The sequence below is a fragment of the Pedobacter aquatilis genome, from assembly GCF_032678425.1.
GTDB lineage: Bacteria > Bacteroidota > Bacteroidia > Sphingobacteriales > Sphingobacteriaceae > Pedobacter > Pedobacter aquatilis_B.
On record NZ_JAVTSG010000001.1, the window covers coordinates 97,609 to 119,715 of the forward strand.

The window sequence follows — 22,107 nt, forward strand, 5'->3', positions numbered from 1 at the left end:
CAAGTTACACTATAATTAACATTCAAAAAACTTGTTTTTAACATTTAATCATCATTAACTTTACCTCATAATAATATTAACAACCAAAAAATTATGAGAAAAAAATTTACGTTGCTTATGGTATTTTTTCTTTGTGCTGTATCACTAAGTATGGCCCAGAATATTACCGTGAAGGGTGTGGTTAAAGATCAAAAGGGTCAGCCGATACCTGGAGTTTCGGTAAAAGTAAAAGGAACAAACCTAGGTGCTTCTACAGCAGATAATGGGACATTTTCTATTTCAGTTCCACAAAATTCAATTCTAGAACTCTCTTACATTGGCTACAAACCAATCGAAGAATCTATCGGTAACCGGACATCGCTAACAATTACAATGGCTGATGATAACCAACAATTAAATGAAGTTGTGGTTATTGGCTACGGAACAACCACTAAAAAGGATTTAACAACAGCGGTAGTTTCTGTATCCTCAAAAGATTTAGAAAACCAACCGATTACAAACCCGTTACAAGCAATTCAAGGTCGTGCTGCTGGTGTTCAGGTAAGTTCTCAATCTGGTAAACCTGGTGCAGGCATTTCTATCAGTATTCGTGGTAACACATCTATAACAGCATCTAATAGCCCACTTTATGTAATTGACGGCGTTACTTCGAGAGATGCAAGTTTCTTAAATGCTAACGACATCGAAACTATGACCATTTTAAAAGATGCTTCTGCGGCAGCAATTTATGGTTCTAGCGGAGCAAATGGCGTGGTGCTTATCACAACAAAAAAAGGAAGTGCTGGCAAATTAAAAGTTGCGTTTAATGCATTTACTGGTTTTTCTAATTTTTGGCAAACTCAAGATGTGCTAAATGGCGAACAATACACATCTTTGATGAGAGAATTAGGTTATACTACTTTTGGCGGTACTAATAATACTGATTGGCAGAAAGAAACCTTCAAAACAGGTACTCAAAACCAATATCAGGCATCAATTTCTGGTGGTGTAAAAGGTGGCCAATACTATTTCTCTACGGGTTACCAACAAGATAAAGGTGTAGTTGCCCCAGCAAAATTAGATAGGTTAACTGCAAATTTTAATGGTACTCAAAACATAACCCCTTGGTTAAAACTAACTGGAAATGCGGTGTTAACCTCAAGCACATCTATCGATGTTGGCGATAATAGCAGCGTTTCGCGTGGGGGCGTTATTCTTGGCGCATTAACCACTCCACCAACAATTGGCATTTTTGAAAGCAATGGTCAGTATACAACCATTCCAAATGCAGGTGGTTGGGATAATCCTTTAGCCTTAGCTTTTGGTTCGAATAATAGAAATCGTAATTTCAGATTTATTGGTGCTTTTGGTGCGCAAGTAAATTTCACGAAAGATTTGTTCTTTAAATCAACAATTAGCACAAATTCTAACAGAAATTTTTATCGCTATTTTACAGATAATTTCTTGACAACTTATGGTCGCCAGGAAAGAGGCGTTTACAGAGATAACACCACTAAAGACCATGTTTGGCTAAACGAAAACATCTTAAACTATACCAAAAACATTGGTAAAAATGCTTTTACTGCAACAGGTGGTTACACTTTACAATCTTCTGATTACAGATACAGTAATAATGAATTAACTCGTTTTTACGATACAAATGGCAATCCTACAGCACCATCTGTGGCCTTAACAATTCCTCAACGAGCGCAATGGAGTAAGCAATCTTACCTTGCTCGTGTTACTTACGCTTACGATAGTAAATACTTATTCAGCTCTAATTTCAGGGCAGATGGTTCATCAAGATTTGCTAAAGAAAATCGTTTTGGTTACTTCCCGTCATTCTCTGCAGGTTGGAGAATTTCGGGAGAAAACTTTATGAAAGAGAGCAAAACTATTAACGATTTAAAACTTCGTGGTAGCTGGGGTAAAGTTGGTAACGATGAGGGTATTGGAGATTATGCCTATTTGAAACTTTACAGTGTAAATGCTCAAGGTGAATACAACTTGCAGAATCCAGCTAATAATAATCTATCGTGGGAGAAAACTACTCAAACTAACATTGGGTTAGATTTAAGCATGTTTAATAGTAGAATTACTTTTGCTGCTGATGCTTACTTGAAGAAAACTGACGATCTTTTAATTAACGTTCAATTGCCTCCATCATCTGGTTTTGGCAGCCAAGCTTATAACATTGGTGCGATGGAAAACAAAGGTCTGGAATTTGTTTTATCGACTAAAAATTTCGACCGTGAGAAATTCAAATGGACGACAGATTTAAATTTATCGATTAATCGTAACAAAGTAACCAATCTGGGTAGTACCACTAAATCATTAGATTTTGCAGGAATATATGAACGTGATGCAGCTGTACGCGTTGTAGAAGGCATGCCACTTGGCAGTTTTTATGGTTACGTATTTACTGGAGTAAATCCCGCAACAGGCGCAGCGCAATATGCAGATACAAATGGTAACGGTGTAACTGGTTCAGCAGATCCGGCAGATAGAACTTTTATTGGTTCAGCACAGCCAAAATTTATTTACGGTGTTACTAATAACCTAAGTTACGGCAATTGGAATTTGAATTTATTCTTCCAAGGTGTTCAGGGAAGTCAATTATTTAATGCTTCAAGAATTGATATCGAAGGTATGTTCGATTCCAAAAATCAATCGGCAGCAGTTTTAAACAGATGGACAACTCCTGGCCAAATCACAAATATTCCTAAAGCACTTAGAAGTAGCTCAGAAAACTCATTAACCTCAAGTCGATTCGTTGAAGATGCTTCTTACTTACGTTTAAAAACAGCTACATTATCTTACAGTTTTGGTTCTTCAGTATTAGAAAAATTAAAAATGAGCAAGCTAACCTTATTTGCTACAGGATATAACTTATTAACGTTTACAAATTATTCAGGTTTAGATCCAGAAGTGAACGTAAATTCAGCAAATGGCCCATCTATGGGTGTAGATTATGGTACTTATCCGCAATCTAGAAGTATATTATTTGGTATTAATGTTGGATTTTAAGATTTAAGAAAATGAAATTACATATATATTCGTTTATAGCAGCCGCAGCATTAACTATAACATTGCAAAGCGGATGCAAAAAAGATTTCCTTGAAAAGGAGCCTTTTAACCAGGTAACAGGTGATGTTGCCTTTACTACAGCCGCCGGCGCAGAAAAATTAATGGCTGGAGCTTACGGTGGAATGTACAACGATTACCACATTTGGGATTACATGGTAAACGGTGATGTAACATCTGATAATGCTTATGCCGGAGGTGATAATCCTGCTAACATTCAAATTGATTTATTTACAACAAATTCTACAAACGGTAATGTTGGTCGCGATTGGAGTGGACTTTATTCAAATATCAAAAATGCGAATGAAGTTTTAGAGAACGTACCCAATATTAAGGATACAGCCTTAGATGCAAATGGTAGAAGAAACCAAATTTTGGGCGAGGCCTCGACATTAAGAGCCTACTTTTACTTTCATTTAGTTAGGTTATGGGGCGGAGTACCTTTAGTATTAAAATCACCTGCATCATTAGAAGAAATGCAAAAGCCACGTTCATCAGTTGATGAAGTTTATGCGCAAATTATTAAAGATTTGGAATATGCCTTACCAATTGTTCGTACTACTGCACCAAATAAAGGCATTATTACAAAAGGTATTGTTAATGCCTTATTAGCTAAAGTTTATGCGTCAAAACCTAATCCGGATTGGGCCAAAGTACAACAATATGCAGATGCTACAATTAACGGTGGCTACAGTTTATTAGGTTCTTTCGACCAATTGTTCGATGGTGCGCATAAAAATAACAGCGAATCTATCTGGGAAATGCAATATGATGGTTGGGGCGGCCCAAGCGGCAGAGGAAACTGGATGACTGGGGTAATTGTCGGTACAGGTTGGAAACGTTTCTGTACGCCAACAAACGATTTAATTTCAGCTTTTGATACCGAAGGAGATTTAATCCGTAAAAACACAAGTGCAAGCTTTAAAAATGTAAGTACAGAGGGTTGGTCTGACGATTATTGGTCTAAAGCTAATTATCCATTTATTAATAAGTATCGTAACGATGATTTGGCTAATTCGTACATTATCCGCCTTGCCGATATTAAATTATTAAAAGCTGAAGCTTTAAATGAATCTAGTTCTTCGGGTTTTTCTGCTGCAGCTACAATTGTGAACGAAATCCGTCGTCGTGTAAACTTAGGTAATACACCAGCTAACGATCAGGCAACTATGCGACTAGCGATTGAAAAAGAACGCAGATTAGAATTAGCTTTTGAAGGTCATCGTTGGTTCGATTTATTGAGAACAAATAGGGCTATCACCGTGATGAACGCACAAAGAAATGGAAGTGGTGCCAACTTAAATTATAATGTTACAGCGGCAAAATTACTATTCCCAATTCCTCAGGCGGAGTTAGACAGAAACCCAAACATACGCTAACAACAATATTAAAATCAAAGGCGACAATTGTCGCCTTTGATTTATGTTCATAAATCTTGAATTTATTAATCAAATTCCCTATGAAATTATTCTATAATATATGCTTGGCGAGTAGCATTCTATTTTCTGCTTGTGCTTGTAATAAATCAACTCAATCTGACACATCATCCAAAACAGAATCAACTGAACCTGTAAAAACTGATGTTAGTTTTTGGCTTACAAAAGGTGATCAATCTCAGCTGTTAAAAAAACAAAATATTGCGCTAAATTTCATCGAGTCTTCAAATGCAAATCCTACGATAGAAGTTGATCCTGGTGTGAGTTTTCAAAGCATTGATGGGTTTGGCTACACTTTAACTGGAGGAAGTGCAAGTTTAATAAATGCACTCCCTGCTGCTGATAAAGACAAATTACTAAATGAATTATTTGGCACAGCCGATGATGCAATTGGTGTGAGTTACATAAGAGTGAGCATTGGTGCATCTGATTTAAGTGCTTCCCCTTTTACTTACAATGATTTGCCAGATGGTGAAACTGACGAATCATTATCGAAGTTTTCATTATCAAAAGAACAAGCAGATTTACTTCCGATACTTAAAAAAATTGTCGCTATAAATCCATCAATTAAAATTTTAGGCTCACCGTGGACCGCTCCAACCTGGATGAAAACCAATAAGAGTTTTATAGGCGGAAGTTTGAAACCGGAATATTACGCTACATATTCAAAATATTTAGTAAAATATATTTCGGCGATGAAAGCAGAAGGAATTACTATTGATGCCATTACGCCTCAAAATGAACCCTTACATCCTGGTAACAACCCAAGCATGTATATGGAAGCACTAGATCAGGCTAAATTTGTTAAGGTATTGGGACCAATTTTTCAGGCAGCTGGTTTATCTACAAAAATTATTGTTTACGATCATAACGCAGATAAACCGGAATATCCTATTACAATTTTAAACGATGCCGATGCTAAAAAATATGTTGATGGTTCAGCGTTTCATCTTTATGCAGGCGATATTTCTGCATTGACAAAAGTTCACAATGCACATCCTGATAAGAATGTATATTTTACAGAGCAATGGGTTGGCGGTCCATCAAACTTTGCTGAGGATTTAAAATGGCATGTATCTACCTTAGTAATTGGAGCAACCAGAAACTGGAGTAGAAATGTACTGGAATGGAATTTGGCTGCCGATGCTAATTATAACCCACATACAGATAAAGGCGGATGCACAAGTTGTTTAGGTGCATTAACCATAGCACCAGCGATTAGCAGAAATGTAGCATATTATGTTATTGCCCATGCATCTAAATTTGTAAAACCAGGTTCAACAAGAATTGCATCAAACATTGTTGGCAATTTACAAAATGTTGCATTCAAAACTCCCGATGGAAAAACTGTGTTAGTGGTATGCAATAACAGCAATACGGATACCTCATTTAACATAAAATACAATGGGAAAATTGTGAGTTCAACCCTTGAAAAAGGTGCTGTTGCGACATACATTTGGTAATGTATTTACTATAATTGGCATGAAATTTATTAGCTTTATACCTTAAATAATAATATTAATCATCCATTTCAAATGAGAAAGCCTTTTATAATTCTAACAATTGCATCGATTTTTTTATTTGCTTGCCAAAGCGATAGTAAGAAATATACTACTGTTGATTCTACCATAATGAGTGGTAAACAGGCAGATTATAAGAGCCCTGATGAATGTTTTGAGTACAATAAAAACAACGATAAGGTATCATTGCTAATATATGGAACGGGCGATAACAAGGTTTTAGGTAAGCTATCTTATAATCTTTCCGGTAAGGATAAAAATGACGGTCAGTTTTATGGTCATAGCATTGGCGATACAATAATTGTGGATTATAAATTTCAATCGGAAGGTACTTGGTCTAAAAGGCAAGTGGCCTGGATTAGACAAGGTGATACATTATTAGAAGGTTTCGGCGAAACCTATCAGGATAAAGATGAAGTTAAGTTTAAAAACTACCGTAATCTTAACTATGGAAACGCTATCGTTTTAGAAAAAACAGACTGTAAGTAGTTTACATATTTTCAAATCTTTCCCAAAATCCATCAACTGGTAGTTTGGCAAAAATATTTACTGGTTCCTTTTTAACAGGATGTAGAAATTGAAGTCGTCTGGCATGTAAGCAGATGCTTCCTTTTCTACTTCCTCTGGGATAGCCGTATTTATTATCACCCACAATCGGACAACCCATTGATGATAATTGAACCCTGATTTGGTGCGAACGACCGGTTAATGGGTCAACCTCAATTAAAAAATAATCGCCAACTTGTCCAATTAATCGATAAGATAGCTCTGCTCGCTGACTTCCAGCTACCTCTGTTTTATAATACGTAACCACATTTTTCTGTGGATTTTTAACCAACCAGTGAATTAAAGTACCTGATGGATTTTCAGGTTTATTCTTAACAACCGCCCAATAGGTTTTTTTAACTTCCCGATTTTTGAATACGGCGTTCATCCGTTCCAGAGCTTTGCTTGTTTTCGCAAAAAGGATTACACCGCTAACGGGTCTATCTAAACGATGTACAACACCTAAGAAAGCACCATTAGGTTTATTATATTTTTGAGCAATGTATTTCTTTACTTGCTCATCGAGCGGCTCATCACCAGTTTCATCAACCTGTACAATATCTCCTGCCCTTTTGCTAATGGCAATAAGGTGGTTATCTTCAAAAAGTATGTCTTTATCGGTAATTGGCACTGTGAAATAAACTGTTTTCGGTTAATTGTTAAATTGTTTGAATAAATCCAGCCTTAATACTGCTCCTTTTCGTTTGGAAAGTCATTGGCTTTTACATCGCGGATATAAGATTGTGCTGCACCTAAAATATCATCATACAAGTTAATGTATTGACGTAAGAAACGTGGCTTAAAGCCTTTGGTTAAGCCAATCATATCATTCACAACCAAAACTTGCCCGTCGCAACCATTTCCAGCGCCAATACCGATAGTAGGAATATGTAAACTTTCAGTAACCTCCTTACCTAGTGCAGCAGGAATTTTTTCAAGTACAATAGCAAAACAACCAGCTGCCTGTAAAGCTAAAACATCTGTTTTTAACTTATTTGCTTCTTCTTCTTCTTTAGCTCTAACAGTATACGTTCCGAATTTATATATCGATTGAGGCGTTAAACCTAAGTGCCCCATAACTGGAATTCCGGCAGTAATGATACGTTGAACAGATTCGATAATTTCTTCGCCTCCTTCTAACTTCACACCGTGTGCACCAGATTCTTTCATAATTCTGATAGCAGAATTTAAGGCTTCTTTTGAATTGCCTTGGTAAGAACCGAAGGGCAAATCTACCACAACAAAAGCACGCTTCACCCCTCTAATTACCGATGCAGCATGATAAATCATCTGGTCTAAAGTAATTGGCAAGGTTGTTTCGTGACCAGCCATAACATTCGATGCAGAATCGCCAACAAGCAGAACATCTAAGCCAGCATCATCTAAAATGGTTGCCATAGAATAATCATAAGCGGTTAGCATAGATATTTTCTCACCACGTTGTTTCATCTCTTGTAAAATGTGCGTGGTTATGCGTTTTATTTCTTTATGTACCGACATTGGTTTTGTTTTGTTGAGCCAAAAGTATAAAGTTATATTCTAAAACGTGTAGTTTAATTCGTCATAATATTGAATTATTAGGGATGTTACAAAAAACTATACAAAACTTTAAATTTTTACATCATAAAAACCTATCTTTGTACCCCGAAATGGAAGGGATTTATTCATCTTTTTTTGCACCCAGCAAAATCGGCTTTAATGCCGAAAGCCATCCTTTTTTCAACTCTTTTTTAAATCAAAATTCTTATTGTATTAACCATGACTAACTACACCAAGTTACCTGCAATTTTATTACTAGCCGATGGAACGGTTTTTTACGGCAAAGCAGCCGGAAAAATTGGTACCACAACCGGTGAGATTTGTTTTAATACGGGTATGACAGGTTACCAGGAAATTTTTACCGACCCAAGTTATTTTGGGCAGATTATGGTTACCACTAACTCCCACATCGGAAATTATGGTATCCAAAAAGAAGAGATTGAATCTGATTCAATAAAAATTGCTGGTTTGGTTTGTAAAAATTATAACATCGTTTACAGCCGTAAACAAGCAACAGAATCTATTCAGGATTATTTCCAGAACGATAATTTAGTTGCTATTTCGGATATTGATACTCGTGCCTTGGTTCGTCATATCAGAGATAAAGGTGCAATGAATGCAATCATTTCATCTGAAATTACAGATTTAGAAGAGTTAAAGCTAAAATTAGCAGAAGTTCCATCAATGGAAGGCTTAGAACTTTCATCGAAAGTAAGCACAAAAGAACCTTATTTTTACGGCAATCCTGATGCTAGTTTAAAAGTTGCAGCTCTAGATTTAGGTATAAAAAAGAATATCCTTCGTAGTTTCGAAAACAGAGATATTTATGTTCAGGTTTTCCCGGCAAAAACTCCTTTTGCAGAAATGGAAAAATTTAATCCTGATGGTTATTTTATTTCAAACGGCCCTGGCGACCCATCGGTAATGCCATATGCTGTAGAAACCATTAAAGAAATTTTAGCTGTTGATAGACCAATGTTTGGAATTTGTTTAGGCCACCAATTATTGGCCGAGGCAAACGGAATCGGAACGATGAAAATGTTTAACGGTCACCGTGGTTTAAATCACCCGGTTAAAAATATTATAAAAAACCATTGCGAAGTTACTTCTCAAAATCATGGTTTTGGTGTTGTACCTGATGAGGTTAGAAACTCAGATAAAGTTGAAATTACTCACGTAAACTTAAACGATAAATCAATCGAAGGTATCCGTGTTAAAGGTAAAAAAGCATTCTCTGTACAATATCACCCAGAATCATCACCAGGTCCACACGATTCTCGTTACCTGTTCGATGATTTTGTTGAGGTAATGAAAGGCGAACTAGTTTGGTAGAAAGAGCAAAAAGTTAAAAGCTTAAAGCAAAATACTTTTAAATCTGCGAATCTGTGGCTCAAATAAAGGGCTACGATTCGCAGATTTTGTTTGAGTCCATTTTCATCTAGCAAAAACATCATTTTACCGACATTTTAGTTCTATTGTAATCAAATTCATTTTCTATTCATTTAAAGCTTCTTACATTCGCATATGCAAACAAACAAAGCCATCATCAGCGTAAAAAATCTTATAAAAAAATACGATGATTTTGTAGCCGTACAAGATTTAAGTTTTGATGTTTATGAAAACGAAATTTTTGGTCTTTTAGGTCCAAATGGAGCCGGAAAAACAACAACATTAGAGATTATTGAAACACTTCGCGATAAAACCTCTGGAGAAATAATTGTTGATGGTTTTTCGGTTGATAAGCAAGCCCATGAAATTAAGCAGATAATTGGCGTACAGCTACAGGCGGCTGGTTATTACCCAAACTTAAATTTGGTTGAGCTTATCGAACTTTTTGCAGGTTTGTATGGAGCAAACATTAAACCAATGGAAATGTTGGAAAAGGTAAACCTCCAAGACAAAGCAAAAGCTAAATACAAAGCACTTTCAGGCGGTCAAAAACAGCGTTTCTCTATCGCTACTACATTAATTAATCAACCTAAGATTATTTTTTTAGACGAGCCTACAACGGGTTTAGATCCACAAGCCAGACGAAACCTTTGGGATTTGATTACTGAAATAAGGGCAAATGGTACAACTGTAGTAATCACCACGCATTACATGGATGAGGCTGAACAATTATGCGACCGTGTTGCTTTCGTAGAACGCGGACAAATTATTGCATTAGATACGCCTGATAACCTAATCGACAATTTGGTAAACAGCGGTTTCGAAAGGAAAAAAGAAGTAAAAAAAGCCAATCTCGAAGATGTTTTCATTAACCTTACAGGCAAAGAGTGGAGAGAATAATTTTCTTTGAAAAGCAAAAACAGAATAAAAATTAACGTTACTCCCGCTTTCCGCTATAGTCCCGATGAAAAATCGGGAGCTGCCGCTTCAATCGGGTTTAAAAATCAAAAACACTTCAACTATTAAAAAATAGTCAATGAAAAAATACAGCAACACAACCGCTACCCTGGCTTTGGCAAAAGCTAGTTTTCGCTCCATAATGAGAAGTCCTTCGGCAGTGGTTTTTACACTTGCATTTCCACTAATATTTATTTTGGTATTTGGCTTTTTAGGTGGTGGTGGCACACATTTAGATGTTGGTATAACACCAGGTTCTGACGTTAACAATCCTGTAATTTCAACAATGGAAAATACAGGAATGATTCGTTTAGTTAGGGATAAATCAAAGGAAGAGTTTGATAAATTACTAGAAAAAGGAAATGTTGATGCAATGGTTGACGTGCACAGAAAGGTTAATTCTGCTGCATATTCTGTTAATGTAGTTTATACATCTGCATCTATGGATAAAGGAAATATTTTAAAATCAGTTTTAAATAATCTCTTTTACGATCAAAAATTAAAACCCTCTGTTGCCGAAATCAAAGAAAGTACAATTCATGGCAGAGAATATAAAACAATCGATTTTATTCTGCCCGGACAACTAGGTTTTTCATTATTGAGTACTGGTGTTTTTGGTACTGCATTTGTGTTTTTAAGTTTACGCCAAACATTAGTAATTAAACGCTTTTTTGCCACTCCGGTTAAACGATCAAGCATTGTTGTAGGCGAAGGTATTGCCAGAATTGGATTTGCATTAATTGGAGCTTTATTTATTATACTACTTGGCCATTTCTTTTTTGGCTTTACACTCGTTCATGGTGCACTCACCGTACTCAATATGATAATCTTAGCCACCCTTGGTATTATTGTTTTTATGGGCTTTGGTTTTATAATTTCAGGAATAGCAAAAAACGAAAGTATGGTTCCCCCCATTTCAAATATCGTAACCTTGCCGCAATTCTTACTTTCAGGTACTTTTTTTTCAATTGAGGCTTTTCCAAGTTGGCTACAACCAATTAGCAGAGCATTACCACTAACCTATTTAAATGATGCAATGCGGAAAGTTGCCTTTGAAGGCCAGGGTTTGTGGGATGTGAAATTCCAAATTATGATATTGGTAATTTGGGGAATTGGAATTTATGCAGTTGCGGTAAAAGTTTTTAAGTGGGAATAATTTAGCAACCAAGTAAAATAAAAAACGGGATGCTGCTTTTGGCAACACCCCGTTTTTTTTATGAGTATAAAATTTTATAAAGCTGCCTTCACTAAGAAAGGCAAAATCTCTTTTTGAAAACTAACAAAATTCTTGCGAACGTCTGAATCACTAACAGATGTAAAAGCAAAAGAGAATACAATACTTTTACTTGCCTTAAGTAAGAATGCTAAACCTTCTCTCCTTGCGGGATTATTTTTAAAGTTATCCAACTGAAGATAAGCAGCGAGCAATAAAGCTTCAAGCTGATCAGAAAGATGCTTTAAAAATTCTTGAGAGTTTGCATTCTCACGCACGAAATCCCAACCAATAAATTCATTACATGCCGTAAAAGAAAGTCGGCTTGTTTTCATTACAAGAGCTTTTAAATGTTCTTCTTCAGAGGCATAACTTACTTTATTTTGTAAAATCTCATGCAAGTTTTGGTCAAGATAATCCATTAAAATACTATCCAAAACTTGTTCTTTGCTCTCAAAGTATTTGTAAATGGTAGCTTTTGCTATCCTTGCCTTTTTAGCAATTTCATTTACACTGGTTTTATGATATCCGTATTTTCTAAAAAGTTCCTTTGCTGCCTTTTTTACGGTTTCTTTAATTTTTTCGGCTTCCATTCTAGTTGGTTACATGTAAATTGACGCCAGAGATGGCTACTGTATATTGCTTTAAAGCCCTAACAGCCGGGGCTTTTACGGGACTACCATCTTCAAGCAGAAATTTTGCCCCAGAACATGGGTCGGTGACTGTTATGGATGGATCATCCAAAGTAACAGCGCATTTTTGTTCAGGATTTACTGTACTGCAACGGTCGAATGCTACATAACCATTATCAGTTCGGCGATAGAGTACTAAACCAGCAACACCATAACCACTTAAAAGTACAGCTCCACCTGGGCTACTCAACCTGCTTAATCGCGGATCGGCCAATGGTAAGCTAAAATTCACTGAAACTTCTGGAATATAACTTACATTTTTTCCGCAACCCGTAAATAATACGAATGCCAGTAATAAGTTATATAAGTATCTCCTCATTAAATTAATGCAGATTTATATTGCTTCAGGAAACGAGCATCATTTTCAGAAAACAACCTTAAATCTTTAATTACATATTTTAAGTTTGCGATACGTTCGATACCCATACCAAACGCAAAACCGCTGTATTTTTTAGAATCGATACCACAGTTTTCTAAAACATTTGGATCTACCATGCCACAACCTAAAATTTCTACCCAACCACTGTATTTACAAAGTTGGCATCCATCACCTTTACAAATCGTACAAGAAATATCCATTTCGGCAGATGGTTCTGTAAAAGGAAAATATGATGGGCGGAAACGAACTTTTGTTCCTTCACCATAAAGTTCTTGAACAAAATAAAATAAGGTTTGCTTCAAATCTGCAAATGATACATTTTCATCAACATACAAACCTTCTATTTGATGAAAGAAACAGTGCGCACGTGCAGAAATGGCCTCATTACGGTAAACGCGACCAGGCATAATTGCTCTAAACGGCGGCTGACCTTGCTCCATCATGCGAACTTGTACAGATGAAGTGTGTGTACGCAAAGCGATATCACCCTTTTCGCCACCTTTTTTAATGAAGAATGTATCTTGCATATCTCTTGCAGGGTGTTCCTCAGGAAAATTCAAGGCAGAGAAATTATGCCAATCGTCTTCTATTTCCGGACCTTCAGCAACCGTAAAACCAAGCTTTGAAAAAATTTCGACAATTTCTCTTCTTACTAAAGCTAACGGATGACGAGAACCGATTTCAAAACCCTCACCAGGTAAAGTTAAATCTTGCTCATTAACCGCAGCGTGGGATTGAGATGCCTCAGTTGATTCTTTTAAGCTTTGATATTTTGATTCGGCAAGTTGTTTAAATTCATTTAATACCTTACCTAAAGAACGTTTTTCTTCAGTTGAAACGGTTTTAAACTCTTCAAAAATTTCTTTGATTATACCCTTACTTCCTAAATATTTAATTCGGAATTGCTCTAATTCATCAGCTTTTTCAGTTACGAAAGCGTTAATTTTCTCTGAGTATTGTGTTATTTTGTCCTGTAACATGGCTTCAAATATACGCCAAAATATCTTTATATGTATTAGCTATCGAGTTCAAAAATTCTCCTTAAAGCTATTTATTACAAGAAAATGAACTCAAAACGACAAAAGCCACATTGCTGTGGCTTTCGAAATTGATTTTATTAAAAGGTGATTAAATCACGCCTAACTCTTTACCAACTTTTGTAAAAGCTGCAATTGCTTTATCTAAATGGTGTTGCTCATGACCAGCAGAAAGTTGAACGCGAATACGTGCTTTACCTTGTGGCACAACCGGATAAAAGAACCCAATAACATAAATGCCTTCTTCTAACATTTTCGCTGCAAAATTTTGCGCAACCTTTGCATCATACAACATAACCGGCACAATTGGATGAAATCCAGGTTTAATGTCGAAACCTGCTTCAGTCATTTTTTCGCGGAAATATTTTGTGTTGCTTTCTAATTTATCCCTTAGTGATGTAGTTTCACTTAACATATCTAAAACAGCAATAGATGCACCAGCAATTGCTGGTGCTAATGTGTTCGAGAATAAATATGGGCGAGAACGCTGACGAAGCATATCGATAATCTCTTTTTTACCTGAGGTAAATCCACCAGAAGCACCACCTAAAGCCTTACCCAAAGTTCCGGTAATAATGTCGATTCTATCCATCACATCAAAATGCTCATGCGTGCCTCTACCATTTTTACCAATAAAACCAGTACAATGCGATTCATCAATCATAATTAATGCTTCATATTTATCGGCCAAATCGGCTATTTTATCAAGTGGTGCTACAGAACCATCCATCGAAAAAGCTCCATCGGTAACAATAATTCTATGGCGGCAATCTTTAGCTGCAATTAACTGCTTCTCTAAATCTTCCAAATCAGCATTTTTATAGCGGAAACGTTGTGCCTTACACAAACGCACCCCATCAATAATCGATGCGTGGTTCAATTCATCAGAGATAATAGCATCTTCAGCATTAAATAATGGCTCAAAAACACCACCATTGGCATCAAAAGCTGCTGCATATAAAATCGTATCTTCGGTTCCTAAAAATTTAGAGATTTTAGCTTCAAGCTCTTTATGTACATCTTGAGTACCGCAAATAAAACGTACTGATGACATGCCATAACCGTGATCATCTATTGCTTTTTTTGCTGCCTCAATTACTTTTGGGTGAGATGATAAACCTAAATAGTTATTTGCACAGAAATTTATTACTTCTGCCCCACCGCTTACCTTAATATCAGCGCCTTGTGGCGTAACAATAATGCGTTCGCGTTTAAATAAGCCAGCGTTTTCTATCTCTTCTAGTTCTTTCTGAAGAACTGGTTGTAATGTTTTATACATGGTTTTTACCGGTTGATTTTGCATCCAAAGTTATAAAAAAAACCGCTTTCAGATGTAAAATACCCTATGTAATACAATTATTTCAAAAACAAACGTTTGATATTTCTTGAAGATCTCAATTCTAAAACAAATTTCAAAAATCAACGCAAAAAATAATTTTTAACCAACTTAACAAACTTTAACACATGCCTGTGTGTATAGTGTTAAAACTTATTCGATATTTATAGCTTAACTAGTCTTTCTTTTTTATGTTTAAACTTTGCGCACTCGCTACCCTTTTGTTTTTCACTCAAACTGTAATTGCACAACAATTTACAATTTCTGGTACAATAAAGGATGTTGATGGCCAACCGATACCTTTCGCATCAGTCTATATTAAAAATACAACGAAGGGAACATCGGCGAACGTAGATGGTATTTATGAGCTTAGACTATCGAAAGGACAGCATACACTTACATTTCGAGCCGTTGGCTTTAAGCAGCAAGAGCAGATTGTAAATATTAACAGTTCAACTACCCTAAACCTAACTTTAAGTTCGGAAAGCTATACCTTAAATAATGTGACTATAAAGGCAAATGCTGAAGACCCGGCTTATGCGATTATGCGCAAAGCGATTGCACAACGAAAACAACATTTGAATGAGGTAAATTCTTTTACTTGCGATGTCTACATTAAAGGCGTTCAACGCTTAAAGGGCGCACCTAAAAAGTTTTTTGGTCAGGATATTAGAAAAGTAATGGAACTTGATACGAACAGACAAGGCATTATTTACCTCTCCGAATCACAAAGTAAATTCAGTTTTCGTAGGCCAAATGATGTTCATGAGGAAATGATTTCATCAAAAGTTGCAGGCAGAAATAATGCTTTCAGTTTCAATAAGGCATCAGATTTAATTATTAATTTTTACGACAATTACTTGCTTGAAAACACGTTAAGCTCTCGTGGTTTTATATCACCAATTGCAGATAACGCTATGTTTTATTACAAGTATAAATATCTTGGCGAAACAAAGGAGAACGGCGAAATCGTTAATAAAATTGAAGTAATTCCACGTAGAGTAAACGACCCTGTTTTTAGAGGAATAATTTACATTACCGATGAAAGCTGGCGCATTTACAATACTGATTTATATTTAACTAAAAACGCTGGAATCAATTTTATCGACACCTTAAATATAAACCAACAGTTTACAAAGGTTAAAGATGTTTATATGCCTACAAGCATCAATTTTCAATTCAATGGTAATGTATTGGGCTTTAAATTTGCAGGCTATTTTGTAGGAATTTATAGTAATTACGATGTTACTCCGGTATTCCCTAAGAATTTCTTTAGTGGAGAAATTTTAAAGGTTACCGAAATGGTTAACAAAAAAGATTCTTTGTATTGGACCAATAATCGACCAATCCCCTTAACCCCGGATGAAAAATTAAACTACACCGTAAAAGATAGTATCGCAAAGCGAAAAGAATCTAAAGTTTATCTTGATTCACTCGAAAAAGATAATAATAAGTTTGGTTTAGGAAAACTTCTTTTGAATGGTTATAGTATTAACGATCGTTTCCACCAGGAATATTATTCCTTCGACCCAATTTTAAAATCTATTTTTTACAATACTGTAGAGGGTTTTGCCATTAAATATGGTTTTACATACAGAAAGGTTTTCGAAAACAGAAGAACTTACAGCGTTCGTCCGGAGGTAAGATATGGTTTTGCAAACCAAAAACTAACCGGAAGCCTAACAGGAAGTTATTTTTACGATCCATTGAAAAGAGCTAGTATTGGTGCATCCTTTGGAAATGGAATATTTGATTTGAACAATTTCGGTTCAATGTCTCAACTTGGTAACACGATTAACTCCCTACTTTACGAAAAAAACTTCCCTAAATATTATGAAAAAAGCTTCGTAAATCTAAATACAACAAGAGAATTAGCAAGCGGTTTACAAGGTTCGGTTAGTTTGGATTATTCGAGAAACCACACGCTTACCAATAATTCAACCTTTAAATTCTTTGATAATAAGGAATTAGAATTTACTTCTAATAACCCATTTACACCTACAACTGAAACGCCTTTATTTCCAACCTACACTTCCGTTAGTGCAACAGCAAGCTTAACCTATACATTTGGACAAAAATATATAACCAGACCGGATGGGAAATTTTATACCGAATCTAGGTATCCGAGAATCACATTTCTTTACAAGAAAGGATTTAAAGATTTGCTAAACAGCGATGTTGATTATGATTTTATAAAGGCTGAGGTTTACCAGGACAGAATTGGCTTAGGCTTATGGGGCTATACTTCATTTTTAGTTGGAGCAGGTAAGTTTGTAAATAACAATCAAATGTATTACCCTGATTTCAAACATTTCTCAGGTAATATTTCAACTATTTTCCCTCCCAATTTGCGAAAATTTCAATACTTAGATTTTTACCAGTTTAGTACAAACAAACAATATTTCGAAGCGCATTTAGAACATAATTTTGCTGGTTTTTTCATAAACAAAGTACCATTATTGCGCAAAGCGAAACTTGAAGAGTTTATTGGTGGCGGCTATCTTTCATCACCAGAAAAAAGAAATTATAAAGAGTTTTATTTTGGATTACAACGCTTAGTGTTGAGAGCAAGTTATGGTTTCGCTTACGATGGCGGCAGAAAATTAACACAAGGCTTTAGAATTGCATACGGTTTTTAAAAGTTTTAGGTTGTAAGTTTTACGTTATAAGTAGTATACTCAAAAACTTATAATATAGAACGTAAAACTTACGACTCAAATTATTATCTTTGCCCCGCTTTAAACGCCGTTTGCAACGGTATCAACAGCGTTATGAAAAAATATCAAACACTACTTTATTATTGCTATAGTTACATAGCAGATGCAGAACAATTTGCTGCAGATCACCTTAAATTTTGTAAATCATTAGATTTAGTTGGACGAATTATCGTTGCTGATGAAGGTTTAAATGGAACAGTTTCTGGAACACCAGAAGCTTGTGAAACTTACATGAAAGCCATTCACGCGGACGAACGTTTTGCAAAAACCGAATTCAAAATTGATAATGTAGAGGAACTTTCATTCTTAAAAATGCACTGTCGTTATAAATCGGAAATTGTTCATTCAGGCTTACGCGATACCTCAATCATCAATCCAAATGAAAAAACAGGAAAACATTTAGAACCTGTTGATTTTATGAAAATGAAGGACGATGATGATGTGGTAATTTTAGATGTTCGCTCTAACTATGAGCATAATCTTGGTAAATTTAAGAATGCAATAACGCTTGATATTGAAAATTTCCGTGATTTTCCGGAGCAAATTAATAAGCTGGCACAATACAAGGATAAAAAGATTTTAACCTATTGTACGGGCGGTATTAAATGCGAAAAGGCATCTGCTTTGCTTTTGCACCATGGCTTTGAAGATGTTTACCAACTTCATGGCGGCATTATTAAATATGGTAAAGAAGCTGGTGGTAAAGATTTTGAAGGTAAATGTTACGTTTTTGATAACCGCATAGCTGTTGATGTTAATGAGGTTAATCCAACGGTTGTTTCTGTTTGTTACAATTGTGGCAAAACCACGCCAAAAATGATTAACTGTGCAAATCCTGAATGCAATGAGCACATTACCCAGTGCGATGATTGTGGCAATGATTTACAAGGCTGTTGTTCTACAGCTTGTACAACAAACCCGCGTAAACGCCCTTATGATGGCACGGGCTATTATGTTAAAGTACCACAACCTGTTTATAAAAACATTTAAGTTTATCATTTGTATAAATTTCTAGGTTTGTAGCTGAAAAATTTATACAAATTAAATTTAGTTACCTTGTGAATTAATGCTTTACTGTTTTTAGATGCAAAAATTCTTTCGTTGTTTATTGGTTCTGCTTTTATCTGCTTCTACACTACAAGCTGCGGATATTAAGAGCATTGGTGTTCCTTACATTCAGAATTTTTCAAAGGCAACCTATGCATCGGGCAACCAAAACTGGAGCATTTCTAAAGATAAAAATGGGGTAATGTACTTCGGCAATACCGAAGGCTTACTTACATACGATGGAAAATACTGGGAACAATACAAAATGCCTAACGGGCAAATTGTACGTTCGGTTGCAGCTGATAAAAATGGCAGAATTTATACAGGGTGTTTTGGCGATTTTGGTTACTGGTCTTATAAAGAAAATAAATTAAAATACACATCATTAACACATCTCATTCCCAAATCCGAACAGTTAAATGATGAGATTTGGAAGATTCACATTTTTGGCAAAAAAGTAGTTTTTCAATCTTTTAAAGCAATATATTCTTACGAGAATGGGAAAATTACCATTCTGAAAAACACTGGAAATTTTCTTTTCTCATACAAAATAGGAGAACGCCTTTTTGTTGAGGATAAAGGTTTATATGAGCTCAAGGCCGGAAAATTGGAATTTATCCAAGGTAGTGATGTCATCTGTAAAACGGGTGTACTTTCAATTTTACCATTTAAGGGAAATTCACTTTTAGTAGGAACTGGTAAAAATGGACTTTTCGTTTACGATGGTAAGTCATTTACGCCATTAAATACGCCTGCCAATGCCTTTCTATCTGCATTTCAATTAAATAATGGCGTTAAATTATTGGGTAAATACTATGCTTACGGCACCATTTTAAATGGAATTATCATAATTGATGAAAATGGAAACGTCATCCAGAGGATAAATAAATCGAGTGGTTTACAAAATAATACAGTTTTAAGTTTATATGTTGATAACGAACAAAACCTTTGGACTGGGCTAGATAATGGCATCGACCGCATAGAACTAAATTCGCCACTATATTTCTATTTAGATAAAACTGGAGTTTTTGGTACGGTTTATTCCAGCGTAATTTTTAACAATAAAATTTATTTAGGTACGAATCAGGGGTTATTCTATAGCGATTGGCGCAATGGAGAACAGTTTTCTAACCTAAACTTCAAGCTGATTCCAAATTCGCAAGGACAAGTTTGGGAGTTAACTATAATAGATAACCAGCTTTTGTGCGGCCATAATAATGGAACATTTAATGTTGTAGGCGATAAAATTGAAACTTTAACTAACTACAGCGGTGGTTGGACGATTAAAAAGCTAAACAGTAACCCAAATCTTTTAATTCAGGGTACTTATACTGGTTTACTTTTATTCAACAAGAATGCGGCCGGCAATTGGCAGTTTTATAAGAAGATTGCAAATTTCAATATGCCATCAAGGTATGTAGAACAAGATCATAAAGGCGAAATCTGGGTAAGTCATGCTTATAAGGGCTTATATAAATTAAAGCTAAGTGCGGATTACAGTACTGTAATTTCAAATAAATATTATGATGAGAAAAGTGGTTTACCAACAAACTACAATCTGAATCTATTCAACTTGGAGAACCAAATCGTTTTTGCGAGTGATGCAGGTTTCTTTACTTATGATAATCTCAGCGATAAATTTTCTAAATACAATGTGCTGAATAAAGCCCTCGGTTCTTTTGCTTCATCAAACAAAATTATAAGTGCAGGTGCTAAAAAATATTGGTTTATAAATCATGGAAAAACTTCGTTGGCTAATTTAAGCGAACCGGGTAAAATTTCAATTGATTCTAACCGTTTCAGCGTTTTGGATGGTAGAATGGTTCAATACTATGAAAATATCAGCCGTATTAGCGATTCCATTTATTTAATTAGTGTTGATGATGGTTTTGTGTTCTACAATGCCAATCAAAAAATAGAATCTACTCAGCATAAACTTTTGCAAAAGGTTTTAATTAGAAAGATTGAAGATATTACCGATAAATATGCTGTAATAAGCGAGAATGGAAATAATGGTACTGCTGTAGAAATCAAAAACAGCAGAAATAATGTTAGAATATCTTTCTCTCTTCCATACTTTAGGCAGGCGAAAATAAAATTTCAATACTACTTGGAAGGATATTCCAAAGACTGGTCGGATTGGAGTACCGCAACGCAAAAAGATTTTACCAACTTAAGCAGCGGAACATATATATTTAAAGTTAGGGCTAAAATAAACGACTCTTCAATCAGTGAAACCACAAGCTTTGAATTCACAATTCTTCGCCCATGGTACTTAAGCAACTGGGCTATATTATTTTACATTTTGATTTTTGCTTTTGCGCTAGCTTCTAGTAAAAAGATTTACGAACGTAAGCTCAAGAAAGACAGTCAGAAAATTACCGATAAGTTACAGGCAGAGCAAGAGGAGATTTTAAAGCAGGAGGCCGAGGCTAATGAACGACAAATTCATAAGTTGCAAACGGAAAAACTTCAGGCAGAACTAGCTTCAAAAAACAGAGAATTGGCAAACTCTGCAATGACTTTAGTTTACAAAAACGAATTACTCCAAAAACTGAGTGATGAAATTGTTAAGCTTAAGGATGAAAATGGCAAGAAACTTGGCGATGACCAACTTCGTAAAATCCAGAAAGTGATTAATGATGGAATGACAGACGAACGCGATTGGCATTTGTTTGAGAATAGTTTTAATGAAGCGCATGAAAGTTTCTTCAAGAAGCTTAAAGCTCAACATCCAGATTTAGTACCTAATGATTTGAAATTGTGTGCTTATTTAAGAATGAACATGAGCAGTAAGGAAATGTCATCCTTACTAAATATTACATTAAGGGGGATAGAAATTCGGAGGTATAGATTACGTAAAAAATTAAACGTTCCGCATGATAAAAATCTTACGGAGTTTTTAATGGAGCTGTAATTATAATATTCCTAACTCCCCTACAACACACTATTGCTTCAAAATGTAGCAATAAAACCGATGTAAAATCACTACATCATCACCTCTCATACAAGAAAAATACTTTACCTTCAATCCTTTGTGTATTTTGTACACCACCTAATAAACAAATACATACCTCAAAAGTTATATCGGTAGATTTTAGGCAAAATTATTTAATATTCCAGATAGTCTTTTTACTTATTAATTGCTTGATGTATTAATGTTGAGGTACATATCCTTGTGCAATCAAGAAAACTAAAGCACATTTGTCGCAAATTTTTTAACCAAATTAATAAAG

16 protein-coding genes are annotated in these 22,107 nt (G+C 35.4%); 10 read left to right on the top strand and 6 right to left on the bottom strand.

All coding sequences use genetic code 11. From position 1 onward, the window contains the following. The first annotated feature begins 93 nt into the window (after positions 1-93). The 4 genes from R2Q16_RS00415 to R2Q16_RS00430 all read left to right on the top strand — a co-directional run bounded on the left by R2Q16_RS00415 (position 94) and on the right by R2Q16_RS00430 (position 6,508). Positions 94-3,006 (top strand): TonB-dependent receptor, encoded by a 2,913-nt coding sequence (locus R2Q16_RS00415; RefSeq protein ID WP_316734478.1) that lies wholly within the window; start codon positions 94-96, stop codon positions 3,004-3,006. An 11-nt stretch (positions 3,007-3,017) separates the two neighbouring features. After that, positions 3,018-4,442, top strand: coding sequence for a RagB/SusD family nutrient uptake outer membrane protein (locus tag R2Q16_RS00420; RefSeq protein ID WP_316734480.1), 1,425 nt, complete (start codon positions 3,018-3,020; stop codon positions 4,440-4,442). Positions 4,443-4,522: 80 nt separating this feature from the next. Continuing rightward, positions 4,523-5,962, top strand: coding sequence for a glycoside hydrolase family 30 protein (locus R2Q16_RS00425; protein WP_316734481.1), 1,440 nt, complete (start codon positions 4,523-4,525; stop codon positions 5,960-5,962). A gap of 72 nt (positions 5,963-6,034) precedes the next feature. Then, positions 6,035-6,508, top strand: a complete 474-nt coding sequence (locus R2Q16_RS00430) for a hypothetical protein (protein ID WP_316734482.1) — start codon at positions 6,035-6,037, stop codon at positions 6,506-6,508. 1 nt (position 6,509) lies between these two features. Here R2Q16_RS00430 and R2Q16_RS00435 read toward each other — a convergent pair whose 3' ends face one another. Together R2Q16_RS00435 and panB are read right to left on the bottom strand one after the other, a co-directional pair. Continuing rightward, positions 6,510-7,196 carry an RluA family pseudouridine synthase gene (locus tag R2Q16_RS00435; protein ID WP_316734483.1) on the bottom strand — a complete coding sequence of 229 codons (687 nt, stop codon included), beginning with the start codon at positions 7,194-7,196 and terminating at the stop codon, positions 6,510-6,512. 53 nt (positions 7,197-7,249) lie between these two features. Further along, complete coding sequence (panB, locus tag R2Q16_RS00440; RefSeq protein ID WP_316734484.1) at positions 7,250-8,065, bottom strand: 3-methyl-2-oxobutanoate hydroxymethyltransferase; 816 nt, start codon at positions 8,063-8,065, stop codon at positions 7,250-7,252. A 258-nt stretch (positions 8,066-8,323) separates the two neighbouring features. On the opposite strand from panB, the gene carA reads away from it, so the two are divergent. The 3 genes from carA to R2Q16_RS00455 all read left to right on the top strand — a co-directional run bounded on the left by carA (position 8,324) and on the right by R2Q16_RS00455 (position 11,606). Then, positions 8,324-9,436, top strand: coding sequence for a glutamine-hydrolyzing carbamoyl-phosphate synthase small subunit (gene carA, locus R2Q16_RS00445; protein ID WP_316734485.1), 1,113 nt, complete (start codon positions 8,324-8,326; stop codon positions 9,434-9,436). Positions 9,437-9,628: 192 nt separating this feature from the next. Beyond that, positions 9,629-10,393: an ABC transporter ATP-binding protein gene (locus R2Q16_RS00450; protein WP_316734486.1), complete on the top strand. Its 765-nt coding sequence runs from the start codon at positions 9,629-9,631 to the stop codon at positions 10,391-10,393. 136 nt (positions 10,394-10,529) lie between these two features. Further along, positions 10,530-11,606, top strand: a complete 1,077-nt coding sequence (locus tag R2Q16_RS00455; RefSeq protein ID WP_316734487.1) for an ABC transporter permease — start codon at positions 10,530-10,532, stop codon at positions 11,604-11,606. Positions 11,607-11,680: 74 nt separating this feature from the next. On the opposite strand, the gene R2Q16_RS00460 is transcribed toward R2Q16_RS00455, so the two are convergent. From R2Q16_RS00460 to kbl, 4 genes are all read right to left on the bottom strand, one after another. Beyond that, a complete protein-coding gene (locus R2Q16_RS00460) occupies positions 11,681-12,256 on the bottom strand; it encodes a TetR/AcrR family transcriptional regulator (protein ID WP_056870108.1) in 576 nt (191 codons plus the stop codon). A gap of 1 nt (position 12,257) precedes the next feature. After that, the gene (locus R2Q16_RS00465; RefSeq protein ID WP_316734488.1) at positions 12,258-12,674 is read right to left on the bottom strand and encodes a hypothetical protein; all 417 of its coding nucleotides are present in this window, start codon (positions 12,672-12,674) and stop codon (positions 12,258-12,260) included. After that, positions 12,674-13,714, bottom strand: a complete 1,041-nt coding sequence (gene pheS, locus R2Q16_RS00470; RefSeq protein ID WP_316734489.1) for a phenylalanine--tRNA ligase subunit alpha — start codon at positions 13,712-13,714, stop codon at positions 12,674-12,676. Before pheS ends, R2Q16_RS00465 begins: the two co-directional genes overlap by 1 nt. Before the next feature lie 148 nt (positions 13,715-13,862). Continuing rightward, positions 13,863-15,050: a glycine C-acetyltransferase gene (gene kbl, locus R2Q16_RS00475; protein ID WP_316734490.1), complete on the bottom strand. Its 1,188-nt coding sequence runs from the start codon at positions 15,048-15,050 to the stop codon at positions 13,863-13,865. 248 nt (positions 15,051-15,298) lie between these two features. Here kbl and R2Q16_RS00480 point away from each other — a divergent pair, with 248 nt between their 5' ends. The 3 genes from R2Q16_RS00480 (at position 15,299) to R2Q16_RS00490 (ending at position 21,788) form a co-directional block, all read left to right on the top strand. Next, positions 15,299-17,746: a DUF5686 and carboxypeptidase regulatory-like domain-containing protein gene (locus tag R2Q16_RS00480; protein WP_316734491.1), complete on the top strand. Its 2,448-nt coding sequence runs from the start codon at positions 15,299-15,301 to the stop codon at positions 17,744-17,746. A 132-nt stretch (positions 17,747-17,878) separates the two neighbouring features. Next, complete coding sequence (locus R2Q16_RS00485; protein WP_316734492.1) at positions 17,879-18,814, top strand: rhodanese-related sulfurtransferase; 936 nt, start codon at positions 17,879-17,881, stop codon at positions 18,812-18,814. Between the two features lie 94 nt (positions 18,815-18,908). Then, positions 18,909-21,788, top strand: a complete 2,880-nt coding sequence (locus tag R2Q16_RS00490; RefSeq protein ID WP_316734493.1) for a triple tyrosine motif-containing protein — start codon at positions 18,909-18,911, stop codon at positions 21,786-21,788. Positions 21,789-22,107 lie beyond the last annotated feature (319 nt).